At 69.6% G+C, this 22,074-nt stretch carries 21 protein-coding genes and 2 tRNA genes; 2 read left to right on the top strand and 21 right to left on the bottom strand.

Features of this window, described 5'->3' with window-relative positions; translation table 11 throughout:
* Positions 1 to 43: 43 nt before the first annotated feature.
* From AB0M63_RS41075 to AB0M63_RS41060, 4 genes are all read right to left on the bottom strand, one after another.
* Positions 44 to 116, bottom strand: a tRNA-Ala gene (locus tag AB0M63_RS41075).
* A 137-nt stretch (positions 117 to 253) separates the two neighbouring features.
* Positions 254 to 487 carry a hypothetical protein gene (locus AB0M63_RS41070; protein WP_003976229.1) on the bottom strand — a complete coding sequence of 78 codons (234 nt, stop codon included), beginning with the start codon at positions 485 to 487 and terminating at the stop codon, positions 254 to 256.
* Between the two features lie 3 nt (positions 488 to 490).
* Positions 491 to 664: a hypothetical protein gene (locus AB0M63_RS41065; RefSeq protein ID WP_019063265.1), complete on the bottom strand. Its 174-nt coding sequence runs from the start codon at positions 662 to 664 to the stop codon at positions 491 to 493.
* A gap of 69 nt (positions 665 to 733) precedes the next feature.
* The gene (locus AB0M63_RS41060; RefSeq protein WP_366022963.1) at positions 734 to 2,098 is read right to left on the bottom strand and encodes an MFS transporter; all 1,365 of its coding nucleotides are present in this window, start codon (positions 2,096 to 2,098) and stop codon (positions 734 to 736) included.
* Positions 2,099 to 2,313: 215 nt separating this feature from the next.
* On the opposite strand from AB0M63_RS41060, the gene AB0M63_RS41055 reads away from it, so the two are divergent.
* Positions 2,314 to 3,177 (top strand): helix-turn-helix transcriptional regulator, encoded by an 864-nt coding sequence (locus tag AB0M63_RS41055; protein WP_366022958.1) that lies wholly within the window; start codon positions 2,314 to 2,316, stop codon positions 3,175 to 3,177.
* 47 nt (positions 3,178 to 3,224) lie between these two features.
* Here AB0M63_RS41055 and AB0M63_RS41050 read toward each other — a convergent pair.
* The 7 genes from AB0M63_RS41050 to AB0M63_RS41020 form a co-directional block, all read right to left on the bottom strand.
* Positions 3,225 to 3,297: transfer RNA gene (locus AB0M63_RS41050), tRNA-Ala, on the bottom strand.
* 93 nt (positions 3,298 to 3,390) lie between these two features.
* The gene (locus AB0M63_RS41045; RefSeq protein ID WP_355921535.1) at positions 3,391 to 4,056 is read right to left on the bottom strand and encodes a histidine phosphatase family protein; all 666 of its coding nucleotides are present in this window, start codon (positions 4,054 to 4,056) and stop codon (positions 3,391 to 3,393) included.
* The gene (gene rsfS, locus AB0M63_RS41040) at positions 4,053 to 4,496 is read right to left on the bottom strand and encodes a ribosome silencing factor (RefSeq protein ID WP_355921533.1); all 444 of its coding nucleotides are present in this window, start codon (positions 4,494 to 4,496) and stop codon (positions 4,053 to 4,055) included. The genes AB0M63_RS41045 and rsfS overlap by 4 nt, the downstream gene beginning before the upstream one ends.
* A gap of 153 nt (positions 4,497 to 4,649) precedes the next feature.
* On the bottom strand, positions 4,650 to 6,326 hold the full coding sequence (locus AB0M63_RS41035) for an LCP family protein (RefSeq protein ID WP_355921530.1): 1,677 nt from the start codon (positions 6,324 to 6,326) through the stop codon (positions 4,650 to 4,652).
* 16 nt (positions 6,327 to 6,342) lie between these two features.
* Entirely contained in the window at positions 6,343 to 7,008 is a 666-nt protein-coding gene (gene nadD, locus AB0M63_RS41030; protein ID WP_355921527.1) for a nicotinate-nucleotide adenylyltransferase, read from the bottom strand.
* A 60-nt stretch (positions 7,009 to 7,068) separates the two neighbouring features.
* Positions 7,069 to 7,230: a hypothetical protein gene (locus AB0M63_RS41025; RefSeq protein WP_355921525.1), complete on the bottom strand. Its 162-nt coding sequence runs from the start codon at positions 7,228 to 7,230 to the stop codon at positions 7,069 to 7,071.
* Between the two features lie 133 nt (positions 7,231 to 7,363).
* Positions 7,364 to 7,525, bottom strand: coding sequence for a hypothetical protein (locus AB0M63_RS41020; protein WP_366022957.1), 162 nt, complete (start codon positions 7,523 to 7,525; stop codon positions 7,364 to 7,366).
* 101 nt (positions 7,526 to 7,626) lie between these two features.
* On the opposite strand from AB0M63_RS41020, the gene AB0M63_RS41015 reads away from it, so the two are divergent.
* Positions 7,627 to 8,754, top strand: coding sequence for a M48 family metallopeptidase (locus AB0M63_RS41015; RefSeq protein ID WP_355921519.1), 1,128 nt, complete (start codon positions 7,627 to 7,629; stop codon positions 8,752 to 8,754).
* Between the two features lie 31 nt (positions 8,755 to 8,785).
* Here AB0M63_RS41015 and AB0M63_RS41010 read toward each other — a convergent pair whose 3' ends face one another.
* The 10 genes from AB0M63_RS41010 to AB0M63_RS40965 all read right to left on the bottom strand — a co-directional run bounded on the left by AB0M63_RS41010 (position 8,786) and on the right by AB0M63_RS40965 (position 21,903).
* Positions 8,786 to 9,865 carry a hypothetical protein gene (locus AB0M63_RS41010; RefSeq protein ID WP_366022956.1) on the bottom strand — a complete coding sequence of 360 codons (1,080 nt, stop codon included), beginning with the start codon at positions 9,863 to 9,865 and terminating at the stop codon, positions 8,786 to 8,788.
* Positions 9,866 to 9,954: 89 nt separating this feature from the next.
* Positions 9,955 to 10,536: a hypothetical protein gene (locus tag AB0M63_RS41005; RefSeq protein ID WP_355921513.1), complete on the bottom strand. Its 582-nt coding sequence runs from the start codon at positions 10,534 to 10,536 to the stop codon at positions 9,955 to 9,957.
* Between the two features lie 121 nt (positions 10,537 to 10,657).
* Positions 10,658 to 11,944: a glutamate-5-semialdehyde dehydrogenase gene (locus tag AB0M63_RS41000; RefSeq protein ID WP_355921510.1), complete on the bottom strand. Its 1,287-nt coding sequence runs from the start codon at positions 11,942 to 11,944 to the stop codon at positions 10,658 to 10,660.
* A gap of 70 nt (positions 11,945 to 12,014) precedes the next feature.
* Complete coding sequence (locus AB0M63_RS40995; protein ID WP_366022955.1) at positions 12,015 to 12,482, bottom strand: hypothetical protein; 468 nt, start codon at positions 12,480 to 12,482, stop codon at positions 12,015 to 12,017.
* A 136-nt stretch (positions 12,483 to 12,618) separates the two neighbouring features.
* On the bottom strand, positions 12,619 to 13,725 hold the full coding sequence (gene proB, locus AB0M63_RS40990) for a glutamate 5-kinase (RefSeq protein ID WP_366022962.1): 1,107 nt from the start codon (positions 13,723 to 13,725) through the stop codon (positions 12,619 to 12,621).
* A 168-nt stretch (positions 13,726 to 13,893) separates the two neighbouring features.
* Positions 13,894 to 15,096, bottom strand: a complete 1,203-nt coding sequence (locus tag AB0M63_RS40985) for a glycosyltransferase family 2 protein (protein WP_366022954.1) — start codon at positions 15,094 to 15,096, stop codon at positions 13,894 to 13,896.
* Between the two features lie 198 nt (positions 15,097 to 15,294).
* On the bottom strand, positions 15,295 to 17,373 hold the full coding sequence (locus AB0M63_RS40980) for a hypothetical protein (RefSeq protein WP_366022953.1): 2,079 nt from the start codon (positions 17,371 to 17,373) through the stop codon (positions 15,295 to 15,297).
* A 59-nt stretch (positions 17,374 to 17,432) separates the two neighbouring features.
* The gene (locus tag AB0M63_RS40975) at positions 17,433 to 18,926 is read right to left on the bottom strand and encodes a bifunctional cytidylyltransferase/SDR family oxidoreductase (RefSeq protein WP_355921504.1); all 1,494 of its coding nucleotides are present in this window, start codon (positions 18,924 to 18,926) and stop codon (positions 17,433 to 17,435) included.
* A gap of 149 nt (positions 18,927 to 19,075) precedes the next feature.
* Positions 19,076 to 20,239 (bottom strand): hypothetical protein, encoded by a 1,164-nt coding sequence (locus tag AB0M63_RS40970; protein WP_355921501.1) that lies wholly within the window; start codon positions 20,237 to 20,239, stop codon positions 19,076 to 19,078.
* A 113-nt stretch (positions 20,240 to 20,352) separates the two neighbouring features.
* Positions 20,353 to 21,903: an alkaline phosphatase D family protein gene (locus tag AB0M63_RS40965; protein ID WP_355921498.1), complete on the bottom strand. Its 1,551-nt coding sequence runs from the start codon at positions 21,901 to 21,903 to the stop codon at positions 20,353 to 20,355.
* Positions 21,904 to 22,074: the final 171 nt, after the last annotated feature.

The following is a 22,074-nucleotide window of genomic DNA, read 5'->3' as shown; positions in this document are numbered from 1 at the left end:
GTATGGGGGTACATCCTCTCGGATGACCCGCCTTCGACTTCTGTGGAGCTAAGGAGAATTGAACTCCTGACCTCCTGCATGCCATGCAGGCGCTCTACCAACTGAGCTATAGCCCCTTGCGGCCACGCGGCGGAGCCGCATATCGTCCGCGCCACCGGGTCTCCCTGGCGGCGACGCCAACAGTACCGGTGGACCCGGTGCACCACCAAATCGTTTCCGTCCGCCGGGACCTCCTCGCGGGTCCCGGCCGTAGTCAAGCGGTGACGAACGAATAGAACCGCTTCAAAGTGCAGTGCTCTTCGAGGAGCCGACCGTAGATCGGCTCGCCCTCCAGTTCGCGGTACGTCTCGATCGGGTCGCCTTTTATGATCAGCGCCCGCGCGCACTCCTCGCACCAGTACTGGTAGTCGGGATTCACCGGTTCCATGTCACGGACGATCGGCGTCCCACTGCCGCACCAGTCGCACTTTCGCCTGTGTGCACCCATCGATCAGCTCCAGCTGTGGCCGCAGGCCGTGCACACGTAGGAAACTCCGCCGTTGTCACCGAGGACTTGGGCCACGTGGGCGGAACCGCAGGAAGGGCAGCTCAGGCGGGTGATCGTATCTCGTATCAACGCCGCATCGAAGAGGTGGTCGACCTCCTCGATGATGCTCGCAGGCATCGCTACTCCCTCCCGTCGGGCCGCGCCCCCTTCCGGCCGTTTGATTCTGCCACGGCCGGACCAATACGGTCAGCGACGCCTCAGTACCAGTCCGGACACGGCACCCACCGCGGCCGTCCCCGCCAGCGCGAACATGCACGCCAAAAGCGCCTCCGCAGAGGTATACGCCCCCGGGGCCCCAAGTGACTCAAGCCGGTTCAAGAACAGTGTGCCGAAAACGGCGACCCCGATGAGCTGACCCAACTGCGCGACCGTGGAGAGCAGACCGCTGGCGTCCGCCGCGTCCTCGGGCCGCACGGTGGCGAGGGCCCGGGTCAGCGTCGGACTGAAGGCGAGCGCTAGCCCGGCCCCCACACCGACGTACGCCACGTACAGTACGGCCCCGCCGCGCTCGCCGCCTTCGAACGCCAGGCCGACTCCCGCGACGGAGGGCATCGTGATCACGAATCCGAGCGGGGTCAGCGCACGCTGCCAGGCCGCCGGCCACCTGCGCCAGGTCAGGCCGACCACCCCGAAGACGACCGCGGTCGGCGCGAAGGTGAGCCCCGAGCGCAGGGCGCTGAAGCCGAGACCACCCTGCACGTGCAGGGTGAGCGCGAACAGGAAACCGCCGTTGACGGCCATGACCGCCAAGATCCGGAAGACGGCGAGACCCATGCCGGGGTGACGCAGCACACGGGGCGCGATCAGCGGGGCGCCGCCGCGCAGCGCGAGCCGGGACTCGTAGACCCAGAAGGACGCGAAGAGCACCGCCGCCGCGATCAGCGACAGCCACGACCACAGCGGCCAGTCCTCCTCCTGACCCAGCACCAGCGGCACCGTGAGCAGCGACACGGCCGAGGCGAGCAGCACCAGCCCCGGCAGGTCGAAAGCCCGCACCCGCTCGGGTTCCGACCGACGGTCCTTCGGCAGTACGCGCCTGCCGACGGCCAGGAGTACGACGCCCACGGGCACGTTGACCAGGAACACCGGCCGCCAGCCGGTGCCGAACAGGTCGGCGCTGACGAGCACGCCGCCGACGATCTGGCCCGCCGCGGCGCCGACGGCGATGACCGCCGCGTACACGCCGAGCGCGCGCACCCGGGCCTCGCCGGTGAAGGTGCGCTGGATCAGGCTGAGCACCTGCGGAATCATCAGTGCCGAGCCGGAACCCTGCACCAGGCGGAAGACGATCAGTTCGGTCGAGCCCTGGGCCAGGCCGCAGGCGAGCGAGGCCGCGGTGAAGAGGGCGAGCCCGGCGAGGTGGACCCTGGCATGGCCGAGCCGGTCGCCGAGGCGTGCTCCGGTGATGAGCAGCACCGAGTAGGTGATGGTGTAGCCGGCGATGACGAGCTGCAAGTCGGCGCCGGACGCGTGGAGTTCGGTGCCGATGGTGGGGGCGGCGACGTTCACGATGAACACGTCGAGCAGAGCCATGAACTGGGCCGCGAGCAGCAGCGCGAGCAGCGGCCCACGGCGATTGTCAGTGCCGGGGGCTTTACTGGTGGCAGGACTTGGAACGGGTGCGGGATCCGGTTCCGTCCGGGGTGTTGTCGTCATGCCGTCGAGCGTGGGGGCGAGCCGGTACGGGTGCCGAGAGCCCGCTGATGCTGGTACTGCCAGCACCTGGCAGGGCTCAAGTGGGGCGTCGAGTATGGGGGATTGTGACGATGGGGACGACACAGCGCCGCCGACCTGAGCTGGCCGCGTTTCTGCGCAGCAGGCGGGCCAGGGTGACACCGCACGACGTCGGCATGCCGCCGGGCTTTCGCCGGCGTACGCCGGGGCTGCGCCGCGAGGAGGTCGCGCAGCTGTCCGGCGTCGGCGTCACCTGGTACACCTGGCTCGAACAGGGGCGCCCCATCAACGCCTCCGCGCAGGTCCTGGACGCCGTGGCCCGCGCGCTCCGGCTCGACCCGCCGGAGCGGGAGCACTTGTACCACTTGGCCGAGGTGCCGTTCACGCATCCGCCGGAGGCGATCGCGCGGTCAGTGGGTCCGGAGATCCAGGGCATCCTCGACGCCCTCGACCCGCGCCCGGCGGTGGTCTACAACTCGCGGTACGACATCCTCGCCGCCAACGCCGTCTACCGGACGATGTTCTGGCCGGAGCCGCTGCCCGCGGATCAAGTGCCCAACGTGATGTGGAGGTTGTTCGCGCTGCCGGAGGAGGAGTGTCCCCTGCTGTTCCGGGAGACGGAGCTGCCCGTGATGGTGGCGACACTGCGCTCGGCCTACGGACTGCATACCGGCGAGCCCGCCTGGGAGGAGTTCATACGGGGGCTGTCGGCGGCGAGTCCGTTCTTCGCACGGCTGTGGGAGAGCGGGGACGTGGCGGAGCCGGGGCGGCGGGTGAAGACGTTCCGGCACGCGGAGGTGGGCGAGATGCGGATGACGTCGGTGTCGTTGTCGGTCAACGGCATGCCGGAATGCCGGATCGTGGTCTACACCCCGGCCGATGAGGAGACTCGGCGGCGCGCGGAGACGCTGACAGCGACAGCAACGGCGATGGCAACGAAAAAATCCCGCCCCTGAGCGGGACGGGATCTTTGACAACTGAAGAGTGTCGATCTATCGATCTGTGGAGCTAAGGAGAATTGAACTCCTGACCTCCTGCATGCCATGCAGGCGCTCTACCAACTGAGCTATAGCCCCTTGTGTTCTTCCCGCTCGGCGGGCGAACAAGAAGAACTTTAGCCTGCGACCTGCCGGAAAGTGAAATCCGGGGTCGGGGCCCATCGGCGCAGCTCAGTCGTCGTCGCCGAGCACCGGTTCCGGGAGCGTGCCGGCGTTGTGTTCCAGCAGGCGCCAGCCGCGGGCGCCCTCGCCGAGCACGGACCAGCAGCAGTTGGAGAGACCGCCGAGGCTCTCCCAGTGCGGGGACTCCAGACCGAGGAGCCGCCCGATGGTGGTGCGGATCGTGCCGCCGTGGCTGACCACCACGAGGGTGCCGTCCTCGGGCAGCTTCTCGGCGTGCCGCAGCACGACGGGGGCGGCCCGGTCGGCGACCTCGGTCTCCAGTTCGCCGCCGCCTCGGCGCACCGGCTCGCCGCGCTTCCACGCGGCGTACTCGTCGCCGTGGCGGGCGATGATCTGCTCGTGCGTCAGGCCCTGCCAGACGCCCGCGTAGGTCTCCCGCAGGCCCTCGTCGTGCGTGACGTCGAGGTCGGTGAGGGCGGCCAGTTCGGCGGCCGTGTTCGCCGCCCGCTTCAGGTCCGAGGCGACGATCGCGTCGGGCCCGAGCGAGGCCAGCAGCCGGGCGGCCCGGCGGGCCTGGCCGATGCCGGTCTCGGTCAGCTCGACGTCCGTGGTGCCCTGGAAGCGGCGCTCCACGTTCCACGCGGTCTGGCCGTGGCGCCACAGGATGACGCGGCGGCCCCGGCCCGCCTTCCGGCCGTCCGCGCCGACGCTCACCGCACCTCCCCGAACTCGGAGGCGTCCTCCTCGGCCTGCAGCTTGGCGTGCTCGGCGGACTTGCCGCGGGTGGCCTTGGCGTCGGCGGGGAGGTCCAGCTCGGGGCAGTCCTTCCACAGCCGCTCCAGGGCGTAGAAGACCCGCTCCTCGCTGTGCTGGACGTGGACGACGATGTCGACGTAGTCGAGCAGGATCCAGCGGGCGTCGCGGTCGCCCTCGCGGCGGACCGGCTTGGCGCCGAGTTCCTTGCTGAGCCGCTCCTCGATCTCGTCGACGATCGACTTGACCTGACGGTCGTTGGGAGCGGAGGCCAGCAGGAAGGCGTCCGTGATCGACAGCACGTCGCTGACGTCGTAGGCGATGATGTCGTGCGCGAGCTTGTCGGCGGCCGCTTGGGCGGCGGCGGTGATGAGCTCGATGGAGCGGTCAGTGGCGGTCACTACGCGGCTTTCGGTCGGCGGTCAACAGACCTCAAGGGTCTCACGGACCGTGGACGGCACCCCACGTTAACGACGGATCACGCCCCGGACGTCGGCCTGAACTCCGGTTCGGGCCTCCGGGGCGTGCTCTCCGTCACAGCCGCCGCGCCTTCGTCACGATGACGACGACGGCTTGTAGTCCTCGCCCAGGACCACCGAGACGTCCGCGTTCGCGGACACTGTGCCCTTGGTCACGGTGCTGGTGGGCAGGCCCAGGGTCTTGGCGACCTCGGTGGCGTTCTCCTTGTCGGCCGCGTCGGAGTACGTGATCTTGGACGTGGCCGAGGTCCCGGACGTCGTGCCGGCCTCCAGGAAGGTGAAGCCGCCGTTGAGGAGGACGACGCGGGCCTTCTCGGTGTCGTCCTTGACGCCGGTGGCGTTCTGGACGGCGACCCGGACCGCCGAGCCCTCGTCGGGGCTCTTCGCGCTGCCGCCGAGGACGTCCTTGACGACACTGGCGGAGGCCTGTGCGGTCATGGTGCCGTCGTTCTGGACGGGCAGCAGGGCCGTCTTGTAGTCGCCGCCCTTGGCGAGGTCGGCGAGCTTGGCGAGGAAGGTGCCGAGGTCCTTGTCGGTGAGCGAGGGGTCGAGGATCTGGGCCAGCGTCTGCACCGTGGTGGTCGCCGCCGTCGGGTCGGAGGTCAACTGGCGCAGGACGCCCTGCATGACCTGGCCGAACCGCTCCAGTTGGGCGTTCTGGGCCTCGCCCGAGGCGCGGTAGGTGGCGTAGGCGACGGCCATCTTGCCGCTGAGGGTCTGGTCCTTGCCCTTGTGGACGAGGGGCGCGGCACCCTTCTTCGTCGCGGCCGGGTCGGGCACTTCGGCGTTGGTGTCGACGTTGATGTTGCCGACGAGGTCGACCAGGTTCTGGAGGTAGGGGGTGTCCAGGCGCCAGGTGCCCTCGATGTTGGTGCCGAGGACCGTGTCGAGTTCGTCGCGTGTCCCGGAGGAGCCGTCGTCGTCGACCGATTTGGCCAGCGTCGTCGTGTTGCCGTCGTCGTCCGTGAGGGCGAGGGAGTTGGGCACCAGCACGGTGGTGCCCTGCTTGGTGGTGGTGTTGTCGACGAGCAGCGCGGTGGAGGTGCCGCCCGCCGAGGTGTTGTGCAGGTGGACGACGATCACGTCGCGGTTCTGGGCGCCCGCGGCGGTCGTGGTGCCCGTCTTCGAGGCGGACGAGGACACTCCGGGGAGCTTCCCGGCGTACCAGAGATAGCCGGCACCGCCGGCCACGACCAGCGCCATGACCACGACGAGGCCGACCAGGCGGCCGCGGGCCCGGCGCTTGGCCTCCTCACGGCGCTCGGTGCGGTTCTCGGTGAAGTTCAGCCAGTCGATGACGTCCTCGGAGTCGTCGGTCGGCTCCTCCACGAAGGCGAACTGCCCGGTGTGGTAGTCCCGTTCACGCGCGTCCGGGGCCTCCGTGTCCTCGGCCGGCCCGGCCTGCTGCGGGATGTAGGCGGTCTGCTCGGCGACCCGGGGCTGCTGTCCACTGGTCGCGGTCTGCCCGTAGGGGTCGTAGGCCGTCGTCGTCCCGGTGCCGTAGGGGTCGTAGGGCGCGGCCGGCTGCTGGGTGCCCGTGTCGTAGTCGGGCGTCCGCTGCTGGGTGCCGGTCGCGTACGGGTCGTAGCCGTAGCCCTGTTGCTGCTGCCCGTACGGGTCGTACGGCTGCTGCTGCGGGGGCTGTTGGGCCTGCTGGGCCGGGACCTGCCGGTAGACAGGCTGGTTGTACTCGTCGTAGCCGACGAGTTCGTACTGGTCGCCGCCGTACCCGGCGTCGTATCGGTCGTTCACCGGTGCCCCTCTCGGCTCACTCGCCGCGGTACAGCTCGCGCTTGTCGATATAGCGCACGACTCCGTCGGGCACCAGGTACCAGACGGGATCGCCCTTGGCGACTCTCGCACGGCAGTCTGTTGAGGAGATGGCGAGCGCGGGAACCTCGACCAGCGAGACGCCGCCCTCCGGGAGACCCGGGTCGGTCAGGGTGTGGCCGGGCCGGGTGACCCCGATGAAGTGCGCGAGGGAGAACAGCTCCTCCGCGTCCCGCCAGGTCAGGATCTGGCCGAGGGCGTCGGCGCCGGTGATGAAGAAGAGGTCCGCGTCGGGGTTGAGCGCGCGCAGGTCGCGCAGGGTGTCCGTGGTGTAGGTGGGGCCGCCGCGGTCGATGTCGATGCGGCTCACCGAGAACTGGGGGTTCTCGGCGGTCGCGATCACCGTCATCAGGTAGCGGTCCTCGGCGAGCGCGACCTTGCGGTCGGTCTTCTGCCAGGGCTGGCCGGTCGGGACGAACACCACCTCGTCCAGGTGGAACTGCGCGGCGACCTCACTGGCCGCCACGAGGTGTCCGTGGTGGATCGGGTCGAACGTCCCGCCCATGACGCCGAGCCGGCGCTTGCCGGGGTTCGACGGGCCGTTGTTGCGCGGGCCGTCGGCCTTGTGGTGCACCGGGCCGGTAGGCATGTCCTGCTCTCCCATGCGTGCAGACCCTACCGGCCCGATATGAAGGCCTCGTGAGCCACCGTGGACCGGGCCGGCCTAGCGGTCACGGTTGAAGCGGGTGGTGATCCACAGCAGGAGCAGCAGGACGATGAACGCGCCGCCACCGGTGATGATCGGCTGGAGGCTCTCGTGGTTGCCACCGCCCTCGCCCTCGGCGGCAAGGGTGGCCAACTGGGCAGCGGTGCTGTGGAAGCTCATCTTCGGCAGAACCTATCCGGTGTGGGCGGGATAAAGATGTCGGCCCATCGTAAGCGGGCGGCCCGACGGCGATCACGCCGACTCCGCCATTGGGAACTCGACAAGGAACGCGAGGGGGAACTCGACGGGCGTCTCAGTCGTCCTTCTGTTTGTACCCGCGCAGCAGGAACCACGCGGTCAGGATGCAGCCGAGGAACATCACGATCAGTACGACCTTGAGCAGGTCCCCCGACCCTTGCCGGGGGGCGGCGCTCGCGGCCTCTGCCAGCCAGGCGGCTGCGGAATGGGGCTCCATGCGTTGACTCCTTCGCTGTACTGCCCGTCAACGGTATCTCCGCCTAGGCTGGGCTCTGCTTCGGGGGCACTCAGGGCACTCACACGCACATGGGGGACCACATGTCCGAAGACGGCCACGAGCAGAACGGGCACGAGAACGTACCGAGCAGGCAGCGCAGGCGCTTCCCGGGGATCTCCTCGCGCGCGTACGAGCACCCGGCCGACCGCTCCGCCCTGGTGGCGCTGCGCAAGCTGAGCGGGTTCGACACCGTGTTCAAGGCGCTCAGCGGGCTGCTGCCCGAGCGCAGTCTGCGGCTGCTGTTCCTGTCCGACTCGGTGCGCGTGTCCGACCAGCAGTTCGCGCACCTCAACGACATGCTGCGGGACGCCTGTTACATCCTGGACCTGGAGAAGGTCCCGCCGATGTACGTCACCCAGGACCCGCAGCCCAACGCGATGTGCATCGGCCTGGACGAGCCGATCATCGTCGTCACCACCGGCCTGGTCGAGCTGCTCGACGAGGAGGAGATGCGGGCGGTCGTCGGCCACGAGGTGGGCCACGCCCTCTCCGGCCACTCGGTGTACCGCACGATCCTGCTGTTCCTGACCAGCCTGGCCCTGAAGGTCGCCTGGATCCCGCTGGGCAACCTCGCGATCCTGGCGATCGTGACGGCGCTGCGCGAGTGGTTCCGCAAGTCGGAGCTGTCCGCCGACCGCGCGGGTCTGCTGGTCGGCCAGGACCTGAAGGCCTCGATGCGCGGCCTGATGAAGATCGCGGGCGGCAACCACCTGCACGAGATGAACGTGGACGCGTTCCTCCAGCAGGCCGAGGAGTTCGAGTCGGGCGGCGACCTGCGCGACTCGGTGCTGAAGATCCTCAATGTGCTGCCCCGCTCCCACCCGTTCACCACCGTGCGGGCGGCCGAGCTCAAGAAGTGGGCAGCCTCCCGCGACTACCAGCGGATCATGGACGGCCACTACCCGCGGCGCAGCGAGGACAAGGACACCTCGGTCACGGACTCGTTCCGCGAGTCGGCGGCGAGCTACGCCACCAATGTGAAGAGCTCCAAGGACCCGCTGATGAAGCTGGTCAGCGACATCGCGGGCGGCGCGGGCGACCTGGGCGGCCGGGTGCGGCGCGGCTTCGGCGGCTTCGCGAGTTCGAGCCCGGCGGACGGACCGCCGTCCGAGTCGGCCAACGGCACGGAGCAGCCGCCCACTGACACGCCGCCGCGCGACGAGGACTGACCCGCACCGCTCTCACCGATCCACACCGACCTCACACCTTCGGCTGTGCGCCGGCCGCCAGTGATCCGCACAGGGCCGTGGCGCTGTCCGTCGCGAAGGGGTCCGTGCCGGCCGGGCCGCCCGCCTTGGCGGTCTGGCCGGCGAGCAGCGGGTGCAGATGGGTCGCGGAGTCCTCGGCGCAGGACAGGGGCCCGGCCTGGAGGTAGGAGACGACGAGCTGGGCCTGGTGCATGCGCAGGTCGTCGCGGTCGAAGCGGAAGTGCAGCTCGCGGCGGACGGTGAACAGGGACACCTGGGCCCTGTCGCCGGAGCCCGCCGAGCCGGTGGCCCGGAGCGCGTAGACGAAGGTTCCGTCGGCGGTGACCTCAAGGGTGGCCGAGTCGACCTCGGTGGCCTCCAGGGTGGCCTGGACGCGGATCTTGCGGTCGGCCAGTTGGACGCGTGAGGGGTCGAAGCGAACCAGCCATCCGGTGGGCTCGTGCCGGCCGTCGGCGGTCGGGTGCTCGAAGCTCTGGTCGAACTGGTCGAGTTGGTCCGGGTCGACGAGGACGCGCGCGGGGCGGATCTGTCCGCCGGTGAGCACGGCCGGGTAGAGCGAGGACTCCACGATGTAGTCCTTGGCGGTGCTCAGGGCGGCCACGACCTGGCTGTCCGAGAAGTGCGCGGTGCGCCGCGCGGCCGGCAGCGGTATGCCCTCGCCGCCGATGCCGAACTGCGCGGCCGGAGAGTGCGCGTAGAGGAACTCGGCGTCGGCCGCCCCCGGCACCGTGCCCTGCGGGGAGAGCGGGATCACGGTCATCCGCAGCGGCTCGGCGGGCTGCTGGGCCGCAGGGGTGGTGTAGGGGTGCCGTACGCCCATGTAGATCGCGGTGCCGAAGGCGACGGCGATCAGCAGGACGAGGATCAGTGCCTGGCGGGAGAGGCCGCGGCGCAGGGCCGGGCGGCGGCGGACGGCGGGCGCGTGGTCGGCCATGCGCTCCTGGGCGGAGAACTCCTGGAGCCGGGCAGCGCGGACGAACGACTCGTCGAATACGACGGATCGGTACTCGTCCTCACCACCACCGGGAGCGCCCTCGGGTGTCCCCTCGGGTGGGTCTCCTGGACCGCCCATACTTTCAGAGTAGGTCTCCGGAGCCTCAGGTAAACGCCCTGGTACACGACAAGTTCTGACAGGTTCTCACCGGGCCGCTCACCGACCGCTCAGGGTTTGCGCGGGGCGGCCGAGAGCGGTGGCTGGGAGTTGTCGGCGGAAGCGGAGGGTGCCGCCGCCGTGCCCTGTTCAACGCCGGTGGAGGCCGGGGGCGGGACGCGGTCCCGGTTGCCCGAGGACGCGCCGCGGTAGACCGCCGAGAAGGCAAGGGCGACCATGCCGATGCCCATCACTAGGGCGAGCAGCCAGGCGACGGGCCGGTGCCAGCGGACCTGTTTGCCGTAGGTTCCCGGGGCGCCGTAGCGGCCCTCGACGAGGTCGGTGTCGTCCAGGTCGTCGAGTTCCGGATCATGGCCGAATTGGCGTCCGTAGGCGTCCTCGAAGAGGTCGTCGTCGCCGCGTGCGCCTCTGCCGCGCTGGGCTCGGCGGGTCTCTGCCTCGGAGGCCTCGGCTCTGGCCTGCGCGGCGGCGAGGAGGCGCTCGACGGCGGTCGGCTCGTGTACTACGGCCGCCCGTACGAAGGCCTCGTCGAAGACCACGGATGCGAACTCTTCGTCCGACATTCCGCGGTCGTGGTCGTCGTCGGGCTCCCAGCCGTCAGGGAACGGCGTGCCCCCCACGTCCTCCGGCACCTCTCCAGAGTAGACCTGGGGGGTCAATTTGGGCAGACGGTATGGAAATTCATCCGCTGGGTGAGACGTGTCTCCCACCACGAGCCGGTATGCCCGGCGCATATGCCGGGTGCCATGTGCCTCAGCGGCGGATGTGGCCGTCGCCGGTGACGATGTACTTGGTGCTCGTCAGCTCCGGCAGGCCCATCGGGCCCCGTGCGTGCAGCTTCTGGGTGGAGATGCCGATCTCCGCGCCGAAGCCGAACTGGCTGCCGTCCGTGAAGCGCGTGGAGGCGTTCACGGCGACGGTGGTGGAGTCGACCAACTGGGTGAAGCGGCGGGCGGCCTGCTGGGAGGTCGTGACGATCGCCTCGGTGTGGCCGGAGCTCCACAGCCGGATGTGCTGGACGGCCTTGTCGAGCGAGTCGACGACGGCGGCGGCGATGTCGTAGGAGAGGTACTCGGTGTCCCAGTCCTCCGGGGTGGCCTCCACGACGGTGGCCTCGGAGTCCTTGGCGTAGGCCAGGACGCGCTCGTCGGCGTGCACGGTGACACCGGCCTCCGCGAGGGCGTCAAGGGCCCGCGGCAGGAACTCGGGGGCGATGTCCTGGTGGACGAGGAGGGTCTCGGCGGCGTTGCAGACGCTGGGCCGCTGGGCCTTGGAGTTGATCAGGATGTCGATCGCCATGTCGAGGTCGGCGTCGGCGTCGACGTAGACGTGGCAGTTGCCGACGCCGGTCTCGATCACGGGGACCGTGGACTCGGAGACGACGGTCTGGATGAGGGAGGCCCCGCCGCGGGGAATCAGGACGTCGACGAGACCCCGGGCGCGCATCAGCTCGCGGACGCTCTCGCGGCTCTCGCCGGGCACCAACTGCACGGCGTCGGCGGGCAGTCCGGCGCCGCCGACGGCGTCCCGCAGGACGCGCACGAGGGCGGTGTTGGACTCGTAGGCGGAGGCCGAGCCGCGCAGCAGGACCGCGTTGCCGGACTTGAGGCAGAGCGCGGCGGCGTCCACGGTCACGTTCGGGCGGGCCTCGTAGATGATGCCGACGACGCCGAGGGGGACGCGGACCTGGCGGAGGTCGATGCCGTTCGGGAGGGTCGAGCCGCGGACGACCTCGCCGACCGGGTCGGGGAGCGCGACGACGTCCCGTACGTCGGAGGCGATGGCCCGGACGCGCTCGGGTGTCAGCGTCAGCCGGTCGATGATCGCCTCGCTGGTGCCGGCCGCGCGGGCCTTGGCGATGTCCTTGGCGTTGGCCTCGACGATCTCGCTCGTACGGACCTCCAGCGCGTCCGCGATGGCGAGCAGCGCGTCGTCCTTCTCGGCCCGCGGCAGCGGTGCGAGGTCGGCGGCGGCGGACTTGGCGCGGTACGCGGCCCGCGTGACCGGGGACATGGAGTCGTACGGCGAGAGCGTGGTCATGAGGGAAGGGTAGTGCGCCCGGCGGAGGCGTCCACCGGTTGTCCCAAACCGCGAGACCCCACAAGGGGCGTCAGAACGGGTGGACGCCGACCGGGGTGGCGGGCAGCGGGCCGTATCCCTCGGAGATGCGCTGGTGGTAGGTCTCGCGGTCGATGACCTCCAGGCCGACGATCTCCCACGGCGGCAGTTGGGCGGTCTGGCGGTGCTCGCCCCACAGGCGGAGGGCCACGGCGGCCGCGTCGTGCAGGTCGCGGGCCTCTTCCCAGTAGCGGATCTCCGCGTGGTCGTTGGCGTAGCGGCTGGTCAGCAGAAAGGGGTGGTCGTGGGCGAGCTGTTCCAGGCCGCGCCGCACCTCCTTCAGCGGGGCCTCGCCGCCGGAGACGCTGAGGGTGACATGCCACAGGCGGGGGACGTCCTTGGGTTCCCCGCCCTCGTACCGGGCGCCGGCCGCGACGCTCGTCAGCGCGCGCTCCTCGCCGGGCGCGCGGGAGGTGGCACCACCGCGGGACGCCGCCGCCCCAGGGCGCACTCGTCTCACGACGGCCTCCTTACGCAATGGTCGAGCTGCTGTGCTCGCGCGGAATGTGTCCCTGAGACAAAGTTGAGCAGGCCGAAGGCGTCCGCGTGGCGCTTTTACGGAAGGTCCACCGGGGGAGGCGGACGTTTCGGTTGTTTTACGGGTGCAGGATCACCAGGTCGTCCCTGTGTACGACTTCCCTCTCGTACGACGGTCCCAGCTCCCGTGCCAGTTCCCTGGTGGAGCGGCCGATCAGCTGGGGGATCTCCTTGGCGTCGAAGTTGACGAGGCCCCGGGCGACCGCGTGCCCGGCACCGTCCCGGAGTTCGACGGGGTCGCCCGCGCTGAACTCCCCTTCCACGGCGGCGATTCCGGCCGGCAGCAGGGACATCCGGCGTTGTACGACCGCGCGCACGGCGCCGTCGTCGAGCGTCAGCGAGCCCTGCGGAGTGGACGCGTGCTGGAGCCAGAGCAGCCGGTCCGCGGAGCGTTTTCCGGTGGCGTGGAAGTACGTGCCCGTGTCGCCGCCGGTCAGCGCGTCGGCCGCGTGGACCGCGCTGGTGAGCACGACGGGGATGCCCGCGGCGGCGGCGATACGGGCCGCCTCGACCTTGGTGACCATGCCGCCGGTGCCGACGCCTGCCTTGCCCGCGCTGCCGATCTCGACGTGGGCGAGGTCCTGCGGTCCCCTGACCTCCGCTATCCGCGAGGTGCCGGGCCGGCTGGGATCGCCGTCGTAGACGCCGTCGATGTCCGAGAGCAGGACCAGCAGGTCCGCGTGGACGAGGTGGGCGACGAGTGCGGCGAGCCGGTCGTTGTCGCCGAAGCGGATCTCGTCGGTGGCGACCGTGTCGTTCTCGTTGACGATCGGGAGGGCGCCCATGGCGAGGAGTTTGTCGAGGGTGCGGGAGGCGTTGCGGTGGTGGGAGCGGCGGCTCATGTCGTCGGAGGTGAGCAGGACCTGTCCGACGCGGATGCCGTAGCGGGCGAAGGAGGCGGTGTAACGGGCCACGAGGAGGCCCTGCCCGACGCTGGCGGCGGCCTGCTGGCGGGCCAGGTCCTTGGGGCGGCGGCGCAGTCCGAGCGGGGCCAGCCCGGCGGCGATGGCGCCGGAGGAGACGAGGACGACCTCTTTCTCTCCCCCGCTGCGGCTCTTGGCGAGGACGTCGACGAGCGCGTCGACCCGGTCGGCGTCCAGACCGCCGGCCGCGGTGGTCAGCGAGGAGGAACCCACCTTGACGACGATCCTGCGGGCCTCGGTCACGGCCTGCCTTGCCCCTGCCACGTGCTGACTTCCCCTCGCGTAGGTCCGGCTGCCCCGCGCGGCAATCTACGCGAACCGGGCCGCCGACCGCACATCGGTCCAGGTCCCGGACAGGGGGAATCACGGTACGGGTGGGGGCTGGTCGCGCCCGCACCCAGCCGGCTCACCTCACACCGCCGCAGCCCTCACCCGGGTCCTCAGCACCCTGCGCACCTTCCGCGCCGCCCTGCGGAGCAACGCGCCCGCCGTCCCCTCCCGGTACCCCTCCACCCCACGAGCCTCCCGGGGTTCGGCGAGATACAGGGAGTCGGGCAGGCCCGCCGAGTCGGAGCGGAAGTGCGGATACGCCAGGTAGACGCGGCGGCCCCGCTTCTCCACGACCGCGTCGGGGCGTTTCCTCGACTTGATGAACTCCACGACATCCAGGAGGAGTTCGGGGCGTTCGTGGGCCACCAGGTGGAGGCGGAGGCGTTCGTCGACCTTGAGGCGGAGGGCGACCTCGTCGGTCCAGTGGGCGGCCATCAGGGGCTTGGCCAGCTCGAACTTGTGGCGTCTGATCTGCTCGCTGTCCTTGAGGTATTTCGGGCCGAACTGCGGGAGCAGGGTGACCAGGAAGGGGCGGACCATCAGCTTGTCGCGCTCCACCCCCGGCGGGACCATCTCCGCGATGAGGTTCATCAACGCGCGCGCGGAGTCGAAGCGCAGGGTGTAACTCCCGCTCTTCGTCACGTGTTTGCCGTCGTCGCGGCCCACCAGGTAGTAGCAGACGTGGTCGGCGATCACCGAGACGCCGTCGGCCCGCAGATAGGCCTCCATCGTGAACAGCGCGTCCTCGCCGGTGAACAGCGACTCGTCGAACCGCATGCTGTGCCGCTCCAACAGCGCCCGCCGAAACAGCTTCTGGGCGCTCAGCGTGAACTTGATGTTGGAGTGGAAGACGTCGGTGCGCTCCAGCGTCTCGACCCAAGCCGCCTTGGGCGGGACCCGGTTGATGCCCTCGACCTTGCCGAGCACCACGTCCGTGCCGTTGCGGTCGGCCATCTCGACCATGCGCTCCAGGGCCTCGGGGGCGAGCCGGTCGTCGGCGTCGAGGAAGAAGACGTAGCGCCCGGTCGCCTTGCCGAGGCCGACGTTGCGCGGGGAGCTGGGGCCGCCGGAGTTCTCCTGGCGGATCACGGTGACGTGGGTCGCGGCGCGGGCGGCGAAATCCTCCAGGTACTCCCCCGTGCCGTCCGTCGAGCCGTCGTCCACTGCGACGACCTCGATACGTGCCGGGTCCAGCGTCTGCGCCTCGACCGAGCGCAGGCACTCGACCAGATACGGCATCGCCTCGTACGCCCCGATGACCACGGTCACATCAGGCTGCGACACGGTCGCGTCCCCCTTCGTTCACTGGATCGCCATCTCGAAGACGGACGAACGGGCGGATCGGTTGTCCTCCGTCAGCAGGGGGTACGCAAAAGAGCCCGGTTTTTGAGGATCACTCCTCGAAAACCGGGCTCTTCTTGACCAAATCCTGGCCGAAAGCCGACGTCAGTCAGTCAGTCACTCAGTCAGTCGTTGCGTACGTCAGCCGACCGTGGGGTCCGCCGACAGGTGGGCCTCCGCCGCGCCCGCCGTCTCACCGCTCGCCGCCGCCCGCTCCTGGCCCACATTGCGGGCCTGGGACTTCAGCGCCAGATTCGCCACCGCCGTGTTGAACTGCTGGATGGACGTGGGCTCGTCCGGGCCGAGCAGGTACTCCTTGAGTTCCTTGCGGTCCTCGGCCAACGGGTCGGCCTCCGGGGCGCGGACCGCGGCGAGCAACTCGCCCAGTTCCGTTGCCTTGTTGGAGAGGATCACGGCGGCGCGCACCGCGGTGTTCTGCCGCTTGAACTCCTCGACGCCCAACTGCGCGGAGTCCGTGACCGCGTACGGCTTGCCGCTCGCGATGAAGTCCGAGACCACGCTGGAGATGTCGGAGACCATCGCGTCGGACACGTTGAAGCAGTCGTACAGGCGCGGCTCGGCGCCCGAGATGACCCGATGCTCGAAGGTGCCGAAGGAGTTCCAGTACGCGTCGTTCCACTCGGCGCGCAGCCGGGCGATCTCCTCGTACTTGACCAGGTCGACCACGCCGTCGCGGGTCAGCTCGGCTTCGTCGCCCTTGTCGGCGGCGCCGCCGGTCAACTCGGTGATCCGGGCCTCGATGCGGGCCAGGTCGGCCTTGGCCTTCGTCTGGGCGGCCGCGTCGGCGGTGAAGCGGGGGTCGGTGGCGCGCTGGGCGGCGGCCTTCTCCACCAGGGCGGTGACCTTGCGGTGCGCGGAGCCGGCCGCGGGGCTGACGGTGCCGGTGAAGGGGTGCGGCTTGTACAGGACACGGACCGGCGGGTCGGCCTTGAGCAGCTTCTTCACGATGTTCTCGCCCGCGAGGAGGAGCGAGGTGTTGCCCGGGCTGTCGTCCCAGCCCTCCCATGTCGGCGCGTAGAGGACGGTGGGGATACGGTCCTCGGGCACGCCCTGCAAGGGCTGGATCGGGGCGAGTTGGGGGCGGCCGACCTCGACGATGTCGTCGTCGCGGACACCGACGTCGGCGATGGCGTAGCGGTCGCGGCCCGCGCGGCCGGCGGTCCACACCTCGTCGTAGACCTTACTGTACGGGTTGACGCTGGCCAGCTTGTCGCTGTCGCCGTGGCCGATGAAGACGTGCTTCATGGTGGGGACGCGCAGCAGGTGGATGTTCTTGCCGACGTTGGCCGCGTACAGCGCGACGCGCACGGTCGACAGGTCCATGTTCATCAGGTGCACGCCGCCGGGGACGCAGATGACCGGGGCCTTGGTGGGGGCGAGGTTCTGCAGTATGACTCGCTCGCGGAGCAGGACCAGGGGCCGGGTGTCCAGCTCCTCCATGGTCTCCAGCCACATGTTGACCTGGTACGCCGAGTCCTTGGAGCCGGAGAAGTAGAGCACCGTCTGCGGCTTGTACTCGTGCAGCCAGTCGTCGACGGCTTCGAGGATGACCTCGGGCGTCGGCGGGATCTTCGTACCCCGTATGTACGGCACGAGGGCGAGGACGTAGAGGCTGCCCAGGACCAGGGTGAGGCCGATGCCGATGAACCCGGCGACGGCGGAGTCCATCTGCGCGGAGATCAGCAGGCCGATGACGGCGAACAGGTCGAGGTGGAGCATCTTCTCGGCGGAGCGCTCCAGCAGGCCGAACGGCGGGGCGTCCGGGATGTTGATGCGCGAGCCCAGGTCGACGTTGCGGGTGGCGACCGGCATCCGGCGGCGGTTGCGGATCAGCGTGACGACGGCGCCGTGCGGGGCCTGGAGGCCGTAGAAGGCGATGAAGCAGGCGATCGCGCCGTAGAAGATGAGGTGGTCGGTGAGGTCCATGCGGGCCAGCAGCAGGATCAGCAGGAGCTGGCGGATCAGGAAGCGGATCGAGAGGCCCGCTCTGACCTTGCTGAGGCGGTTGACCAGATAGCTGCCCTGGCGGTGCAGATAGTGGTCGGCGACGTACGTCACGACGGCCGCGGCCGCGAAGGCGGGGACGCTCGGGACGAGTGCGGCCAGCATGAGGGCGGGGAAGCCCAGCATCATGAGGACGGCGGCGGCGAGCTCGGCCGCGCTGCCCACCCGGGCAACGCGGATGGCGGTGGAAATCACTGATAAACCTGCTCTTGGGGGTTTTGAGTAATTTACCGGGATCTCAGAGTCAGGCTTAATTAAACGCCGTCCTGGACGTCCAGCACCGAGGCCAGGGCGGCCTCGAAACCGGAGGCCCTGGCCGCGCCGGCCGTCGGGTCCTGCTGGCGGACGTCGATGACATGGCCGGTCAGCTCGGACAGCAACACGTCGAGGGAGGTGCGGGCGACGGCCTCGGAGGAGAGCAGCGTGCCCGTGGGCTCCTGGCCGAACGCCTTGGTGCGCATCGGGGTGGCCGTGCGCTCCGGGTTGATGCAGTTGACGCGGATGCCGTCGCCGGCCCACTCGTCGGACAGGGCCTGCGTGAGGTTGACCATCGCGGCCTTGGTCGAGGAGTACAGGCTGTACTCGGCGCGGCCGCGGGTGTAGCTGCTGGAGGTGTACAGCAGCAGCTGGCCCTTGGTCTCGGCGAGGTACTTGTACGCGGAACGGGCGATCTGCACCGGCGCCAGGTAGTTGACCTTCAGCGCCTCCTCGATCGTCGCGTTGTCCGTCTCGGCCAGCTTGCCGATGCGCAGCACGCCCGCGGTGTTGATGACGTAGTCGATGCGCCCGGTCTCGGCGTACGCCTTGGACAGCGCGTCGTCGACCTCCTCGGGGTTCTCGACGTGCGTGCCGGTGGTGGAGCGGCCCAGCGCGTACACCGTGGCGCCGTAGCCCTCGGCGACCTCGGCGATGTCCTTGCCGATGCCGTACGAGCCACCGAAGACGACCAGGGTCTTGCCGGTGAGCAGGTGGCGGTAGGCCTCCTCGTCGACCTGCTCGGGCGCGGCCGTGGAGGCGAGCTGGAAGAGCTTGTCGGCGATGAAGACGTCGACGGGCTGGGTGACCTTCATGTTGTACTCGTCGCCCGCGACGACGTGGATCGGCACGTCCGGCAGGTACTTGAGCACGACCGAACAGTCGTCGGTGGCCTGGAAGTTGGGGTCCCCCGCGGCGACCTCGTAGGCGCGGCGGATCGTGGACAGCTTGAACGCCTGGGGCGTCTGGCCGCGGCGCAGCCGGGAGCGGTCCGGGATCTCGGTGATGAACTCGCCGTCGTCGCCGTGGGTGCGGGTCACGATGATGGTGTCCGCGGACGGGATGGCCACGTCGACGGCCTGGAAGCGCTCCAGGGCGACCACGCAGTCGTCGATCACACGCCGCGAGAGCAGCGGGCGCACGGCGTCGTGGAAGAGGACGTTGCGGTCCTCGCCCTCGGCCAGGCCCTCGCCGAGCGCGGCGATGGCGCGCTCGGTGGTCTCGTTGCGCGTGGAGCCGCCCTCGATGATCCGGGTGACCTTCTTGAAGCCGGCCTTGGCGACGATCTTCTCGATGTCGGGGACGTAGCCCGGCGCCATCAGGACGATGATGTCGTCGATCGAGTCGGCCTTCTCGAAGGTGGTCAGGGTGTGCTCGATGACTGCCTTGCCGGCGATCTTCAGCAGCTGCTTGGGGATCGAGAGACCCACGCGCTGACCGGTGCCACCGGCCAGGATCACTGCGGTGGTGCGGGGCTTGGCTATGTGCGACACAGGTGACCTTGACCTACCTCGGGACAATGGGGAACTCGCAAATGGTCCCACTCACGGTTACCGCAGTGCAAGGCGAGTGACCTCCGCCGCATATGTACGCGTCATCTGTCATTCATCTTGTACTGCTGGTAGCCGTGCGGGGGCATCACTCAGCGGCGCCGCAGCTTCTTCAGACAACGGTGACCGAGAACGCGGACGAGTTCCTTCGACGACGTCTGGTGAACGGTCCGCGCCTTCGCCGGCGCGGTGTGCCGCACGGGCGCGGCGGCCGCCGCCGCGAGCGCCCCGTACAGCGCCTGAGCGGCCACCTCGGGCGCGATCCGCGGCGCCGCGGGCGCCTTCTCGGCGGCCTGCGGTACGGCCGAAAGGAGCGCGGTGTCACCGACGATCCGCACGCCCGTGGCGGCGATGGTCGCGGCCATCTCGGCACCGAGGGTGCCCGCCGCCTCGACGGCCCACCGGGGCGTGGTGATCTTCACGTCCTGCGGGGTGGGGCTGCACGCATTCTTCATATGCATGACCGCGCCGTTGCGCACGAGCTTGGAATACAGCTCGTCGGGGAGCCCATTGCCGCGGAATTCCACATTGAGCTTCCGCAGCATTTCGGTCTCGGCGAGGGTGAGGGAACGGTTGGCCGCGTCCGGCACCGGCCGGAGCAGCTGCGCGGGCAGTCCGAGCAGCGCCTCGAAGGTGCGCAGCAGCCCGTCCCGGTCGCTGTCGTCGACCACGACGACGGTGACCCGCTCGGGACCCACGGCCCGCGTCCACCGCTCCACCAGCCGGTCGTGCCGGTGGCGCCGCCAGAAACTGGGGTTGGGCTGCTCGTAGGGCGCCTTGCGGAGCATGTGCTCCAGCCAGTTGCCGTAGCCCATGCGCAGGCCGTTCTGCACGTACTGCTGCCACTGCGAGGGCATGATCCGCACCAGCGGGCGCAGGGTGATCAGGATGTGCACGCGCTCGCCGCCGAGCTGCTCCACGATCCGGGCGATCGTCTCGTCGTCCTCGGCGTCGGCGAAGAACTCGCTGCTGATCACCGAGGTGCGACCGCCGGTGGCCCGGACGGCGTCCAGGAGCCGTGTCCAGTGCTTGTCGGTGGGCACGGTGTCGCCCATCATCGCGGGCCGGGCGCAGGCGGCGAGGGCCGCTTCCATCGGGTGTCTGCTGTGCGCGGGGAAGTCGACGCCGTGCTCGGGCATCGTGTCCTTCGCGGCGAACAGCGCGCCCTGGATCGCGGTGGTCCCGGTCTTGTGCGGTCCGATGTGCAGCAGCCGGGTCCCGACGGGCAACGCTTCCTTAATGCAATCCGTCTCCATGGTTAACGGACGGTAAGAGTTGTTCCTGAGTCTGACCTGAGAGGAGCCTGGGACACAGATGAGTCCCAGGCTCCGTTCACACGCACTTCATACGAAGATGCGGCAAAGAGGTGTCATACGACCCGGACGCCGGGGTCGTCCGACTCCACCCGGAGTGCGGCATACGTGCTCGGCACGGCCGTGGGCTTCAGCACGGTGTCCACGACCCTGACCTTCGCGTCGATGCCGTCCCGGCGGATGTCGAACAGGTGGTAGCCGCGGTGGGCGTCGATCACCTTCCAGTGCGGGTTGTCCGCCATCAGCGGGTCCCACTGGGCGTGGAAGGCGGCCTGGTCCTGGTCGCCGTTGCTGGAGATGGACGTACCGACGAACTCGGCGCCGACGACGTCGGAGTCCGGGTCGGCGAAGTCCTCCTTGAGGTCGCTGATCATCGTGAGATGCCGGTCGCCGCTGAGCACCACGGGGTTGCGAACGCTCCCGAAGTCCTCCAGCAGGGCGTTGCGTTCGACCTGGTAGCCGTCCCAGGCGTCGTAGAACCACTGCTTGCCCGCGCCGAGCAGGGTGTCCGTCTCGGCCATCATGATCTGCGAGGCGATGACGTTCCAGCGGGCCGGCGAGTGGCGCAGCCCGTGCAGCAGCCACTCCTTCTGCTCGGCGCCCATCATCGTCATCGACGGGTCCTCGGCGCCGGCCTGCGTGGTGGCCTGGTCGCTGCGGAACTGCCGGGTGTCCAGCACGTTGAGCCGCATCAGCCGGCCGAACTCCAGGCGCCGGTACATCTGGATGTGCGGTCCGCTCGGAATGGCGCTCGCACGCACCGGCATGTGCTCGTAGTACGCCTGGAAGGCCGCCGTCAGCCGGGCCACGAACGCGTCGTGCGACTGCTGCGCGGGGTCCTGCGGGACCTCCCCCGCCCAGTCGTTGTCCACCTCGTGGTCGTCGAAGGTCACCACCCAGGGGGTGTTGGCGTGCATCGCCAGCAGGTCCGGGTCGGCGCGGTACTGCGCGTACCGGTTGCGGTACTGGACCAGGGTGTACGGCTCCCCCGTCCCCTCGTGCCGGCGCGGCCCCGCGCTCGACGGCGCCGACTCGTAGATGTAGTCGCCGACGAAGAGCACGAAGTCGGGGTCCTGGGCCAGCATGTCGGCGTACGGCGTGAAGTAGCCGTTCTGCCAGTTCTGGCAGGAGGCGAGCGCGACGCGCAGCCGGCCGCCGGAACTGTTCGCGTGCGGCGCGGTGCGGGTGCGGCCGGTGGCGGAGATCTGTCCGTCGGTGCGGAAGCGGTACCAGTAGTCACGGCCCGGGCGCAGTCCCCGTACATCCACGTGAACGCTGTGCCCGTACTCGGGCCGGGCCGGCGCGATTCCCCGGCGCACGCTCTTTCTGAAACGGGCGTCCTCGGCGAGTTCCCACTCCACGGGGACCACTCGGTCGGGCATCCCGCCGCCGTTCAGCGGGTCGGGGGCGAGGCGCGTCCACAGCACGATACCGTCGGGCAGCGGGTCGCCGGAGGCGATGCCGAGGCTGAACACACCGTCGGGCAGCGGGGTTTCGGCTGCTCGGGCCGAGGTCGGCAGCCACAGTTGGGCGGAGGCGGCGGCCCCGAGCACCGCCGCGCCGGCCGCGAGAAAACGTCGTCGATCGGGTGATACGGCTCCGGTCATCGTGAACTCCCTTGCGACGTTGGCCTCTTGGGTTCCCTGAAGCCTCACAGTGCGCGGAGTCCCACCCGTTGAACAGTAAGTATCGCGTCCATGACAAATGAGCACACAGCAAGAAACCCGTTGCTCGAAGAGCAACGGGTCTCAGCCAGTTTTGGTCACGCCTGACGGGCG

Source organism: Streptomyces sp. NPDC051576 (assembly GCF_040681835.1).
GTDB lineage: Bacteria > Actinomycetota > Actinomycetes > Streptomycetales > Streptomycetaceae > Streptomyces.
This window is presented reverse-complemented; position numbering and strand designations above follow the sequence as displayed.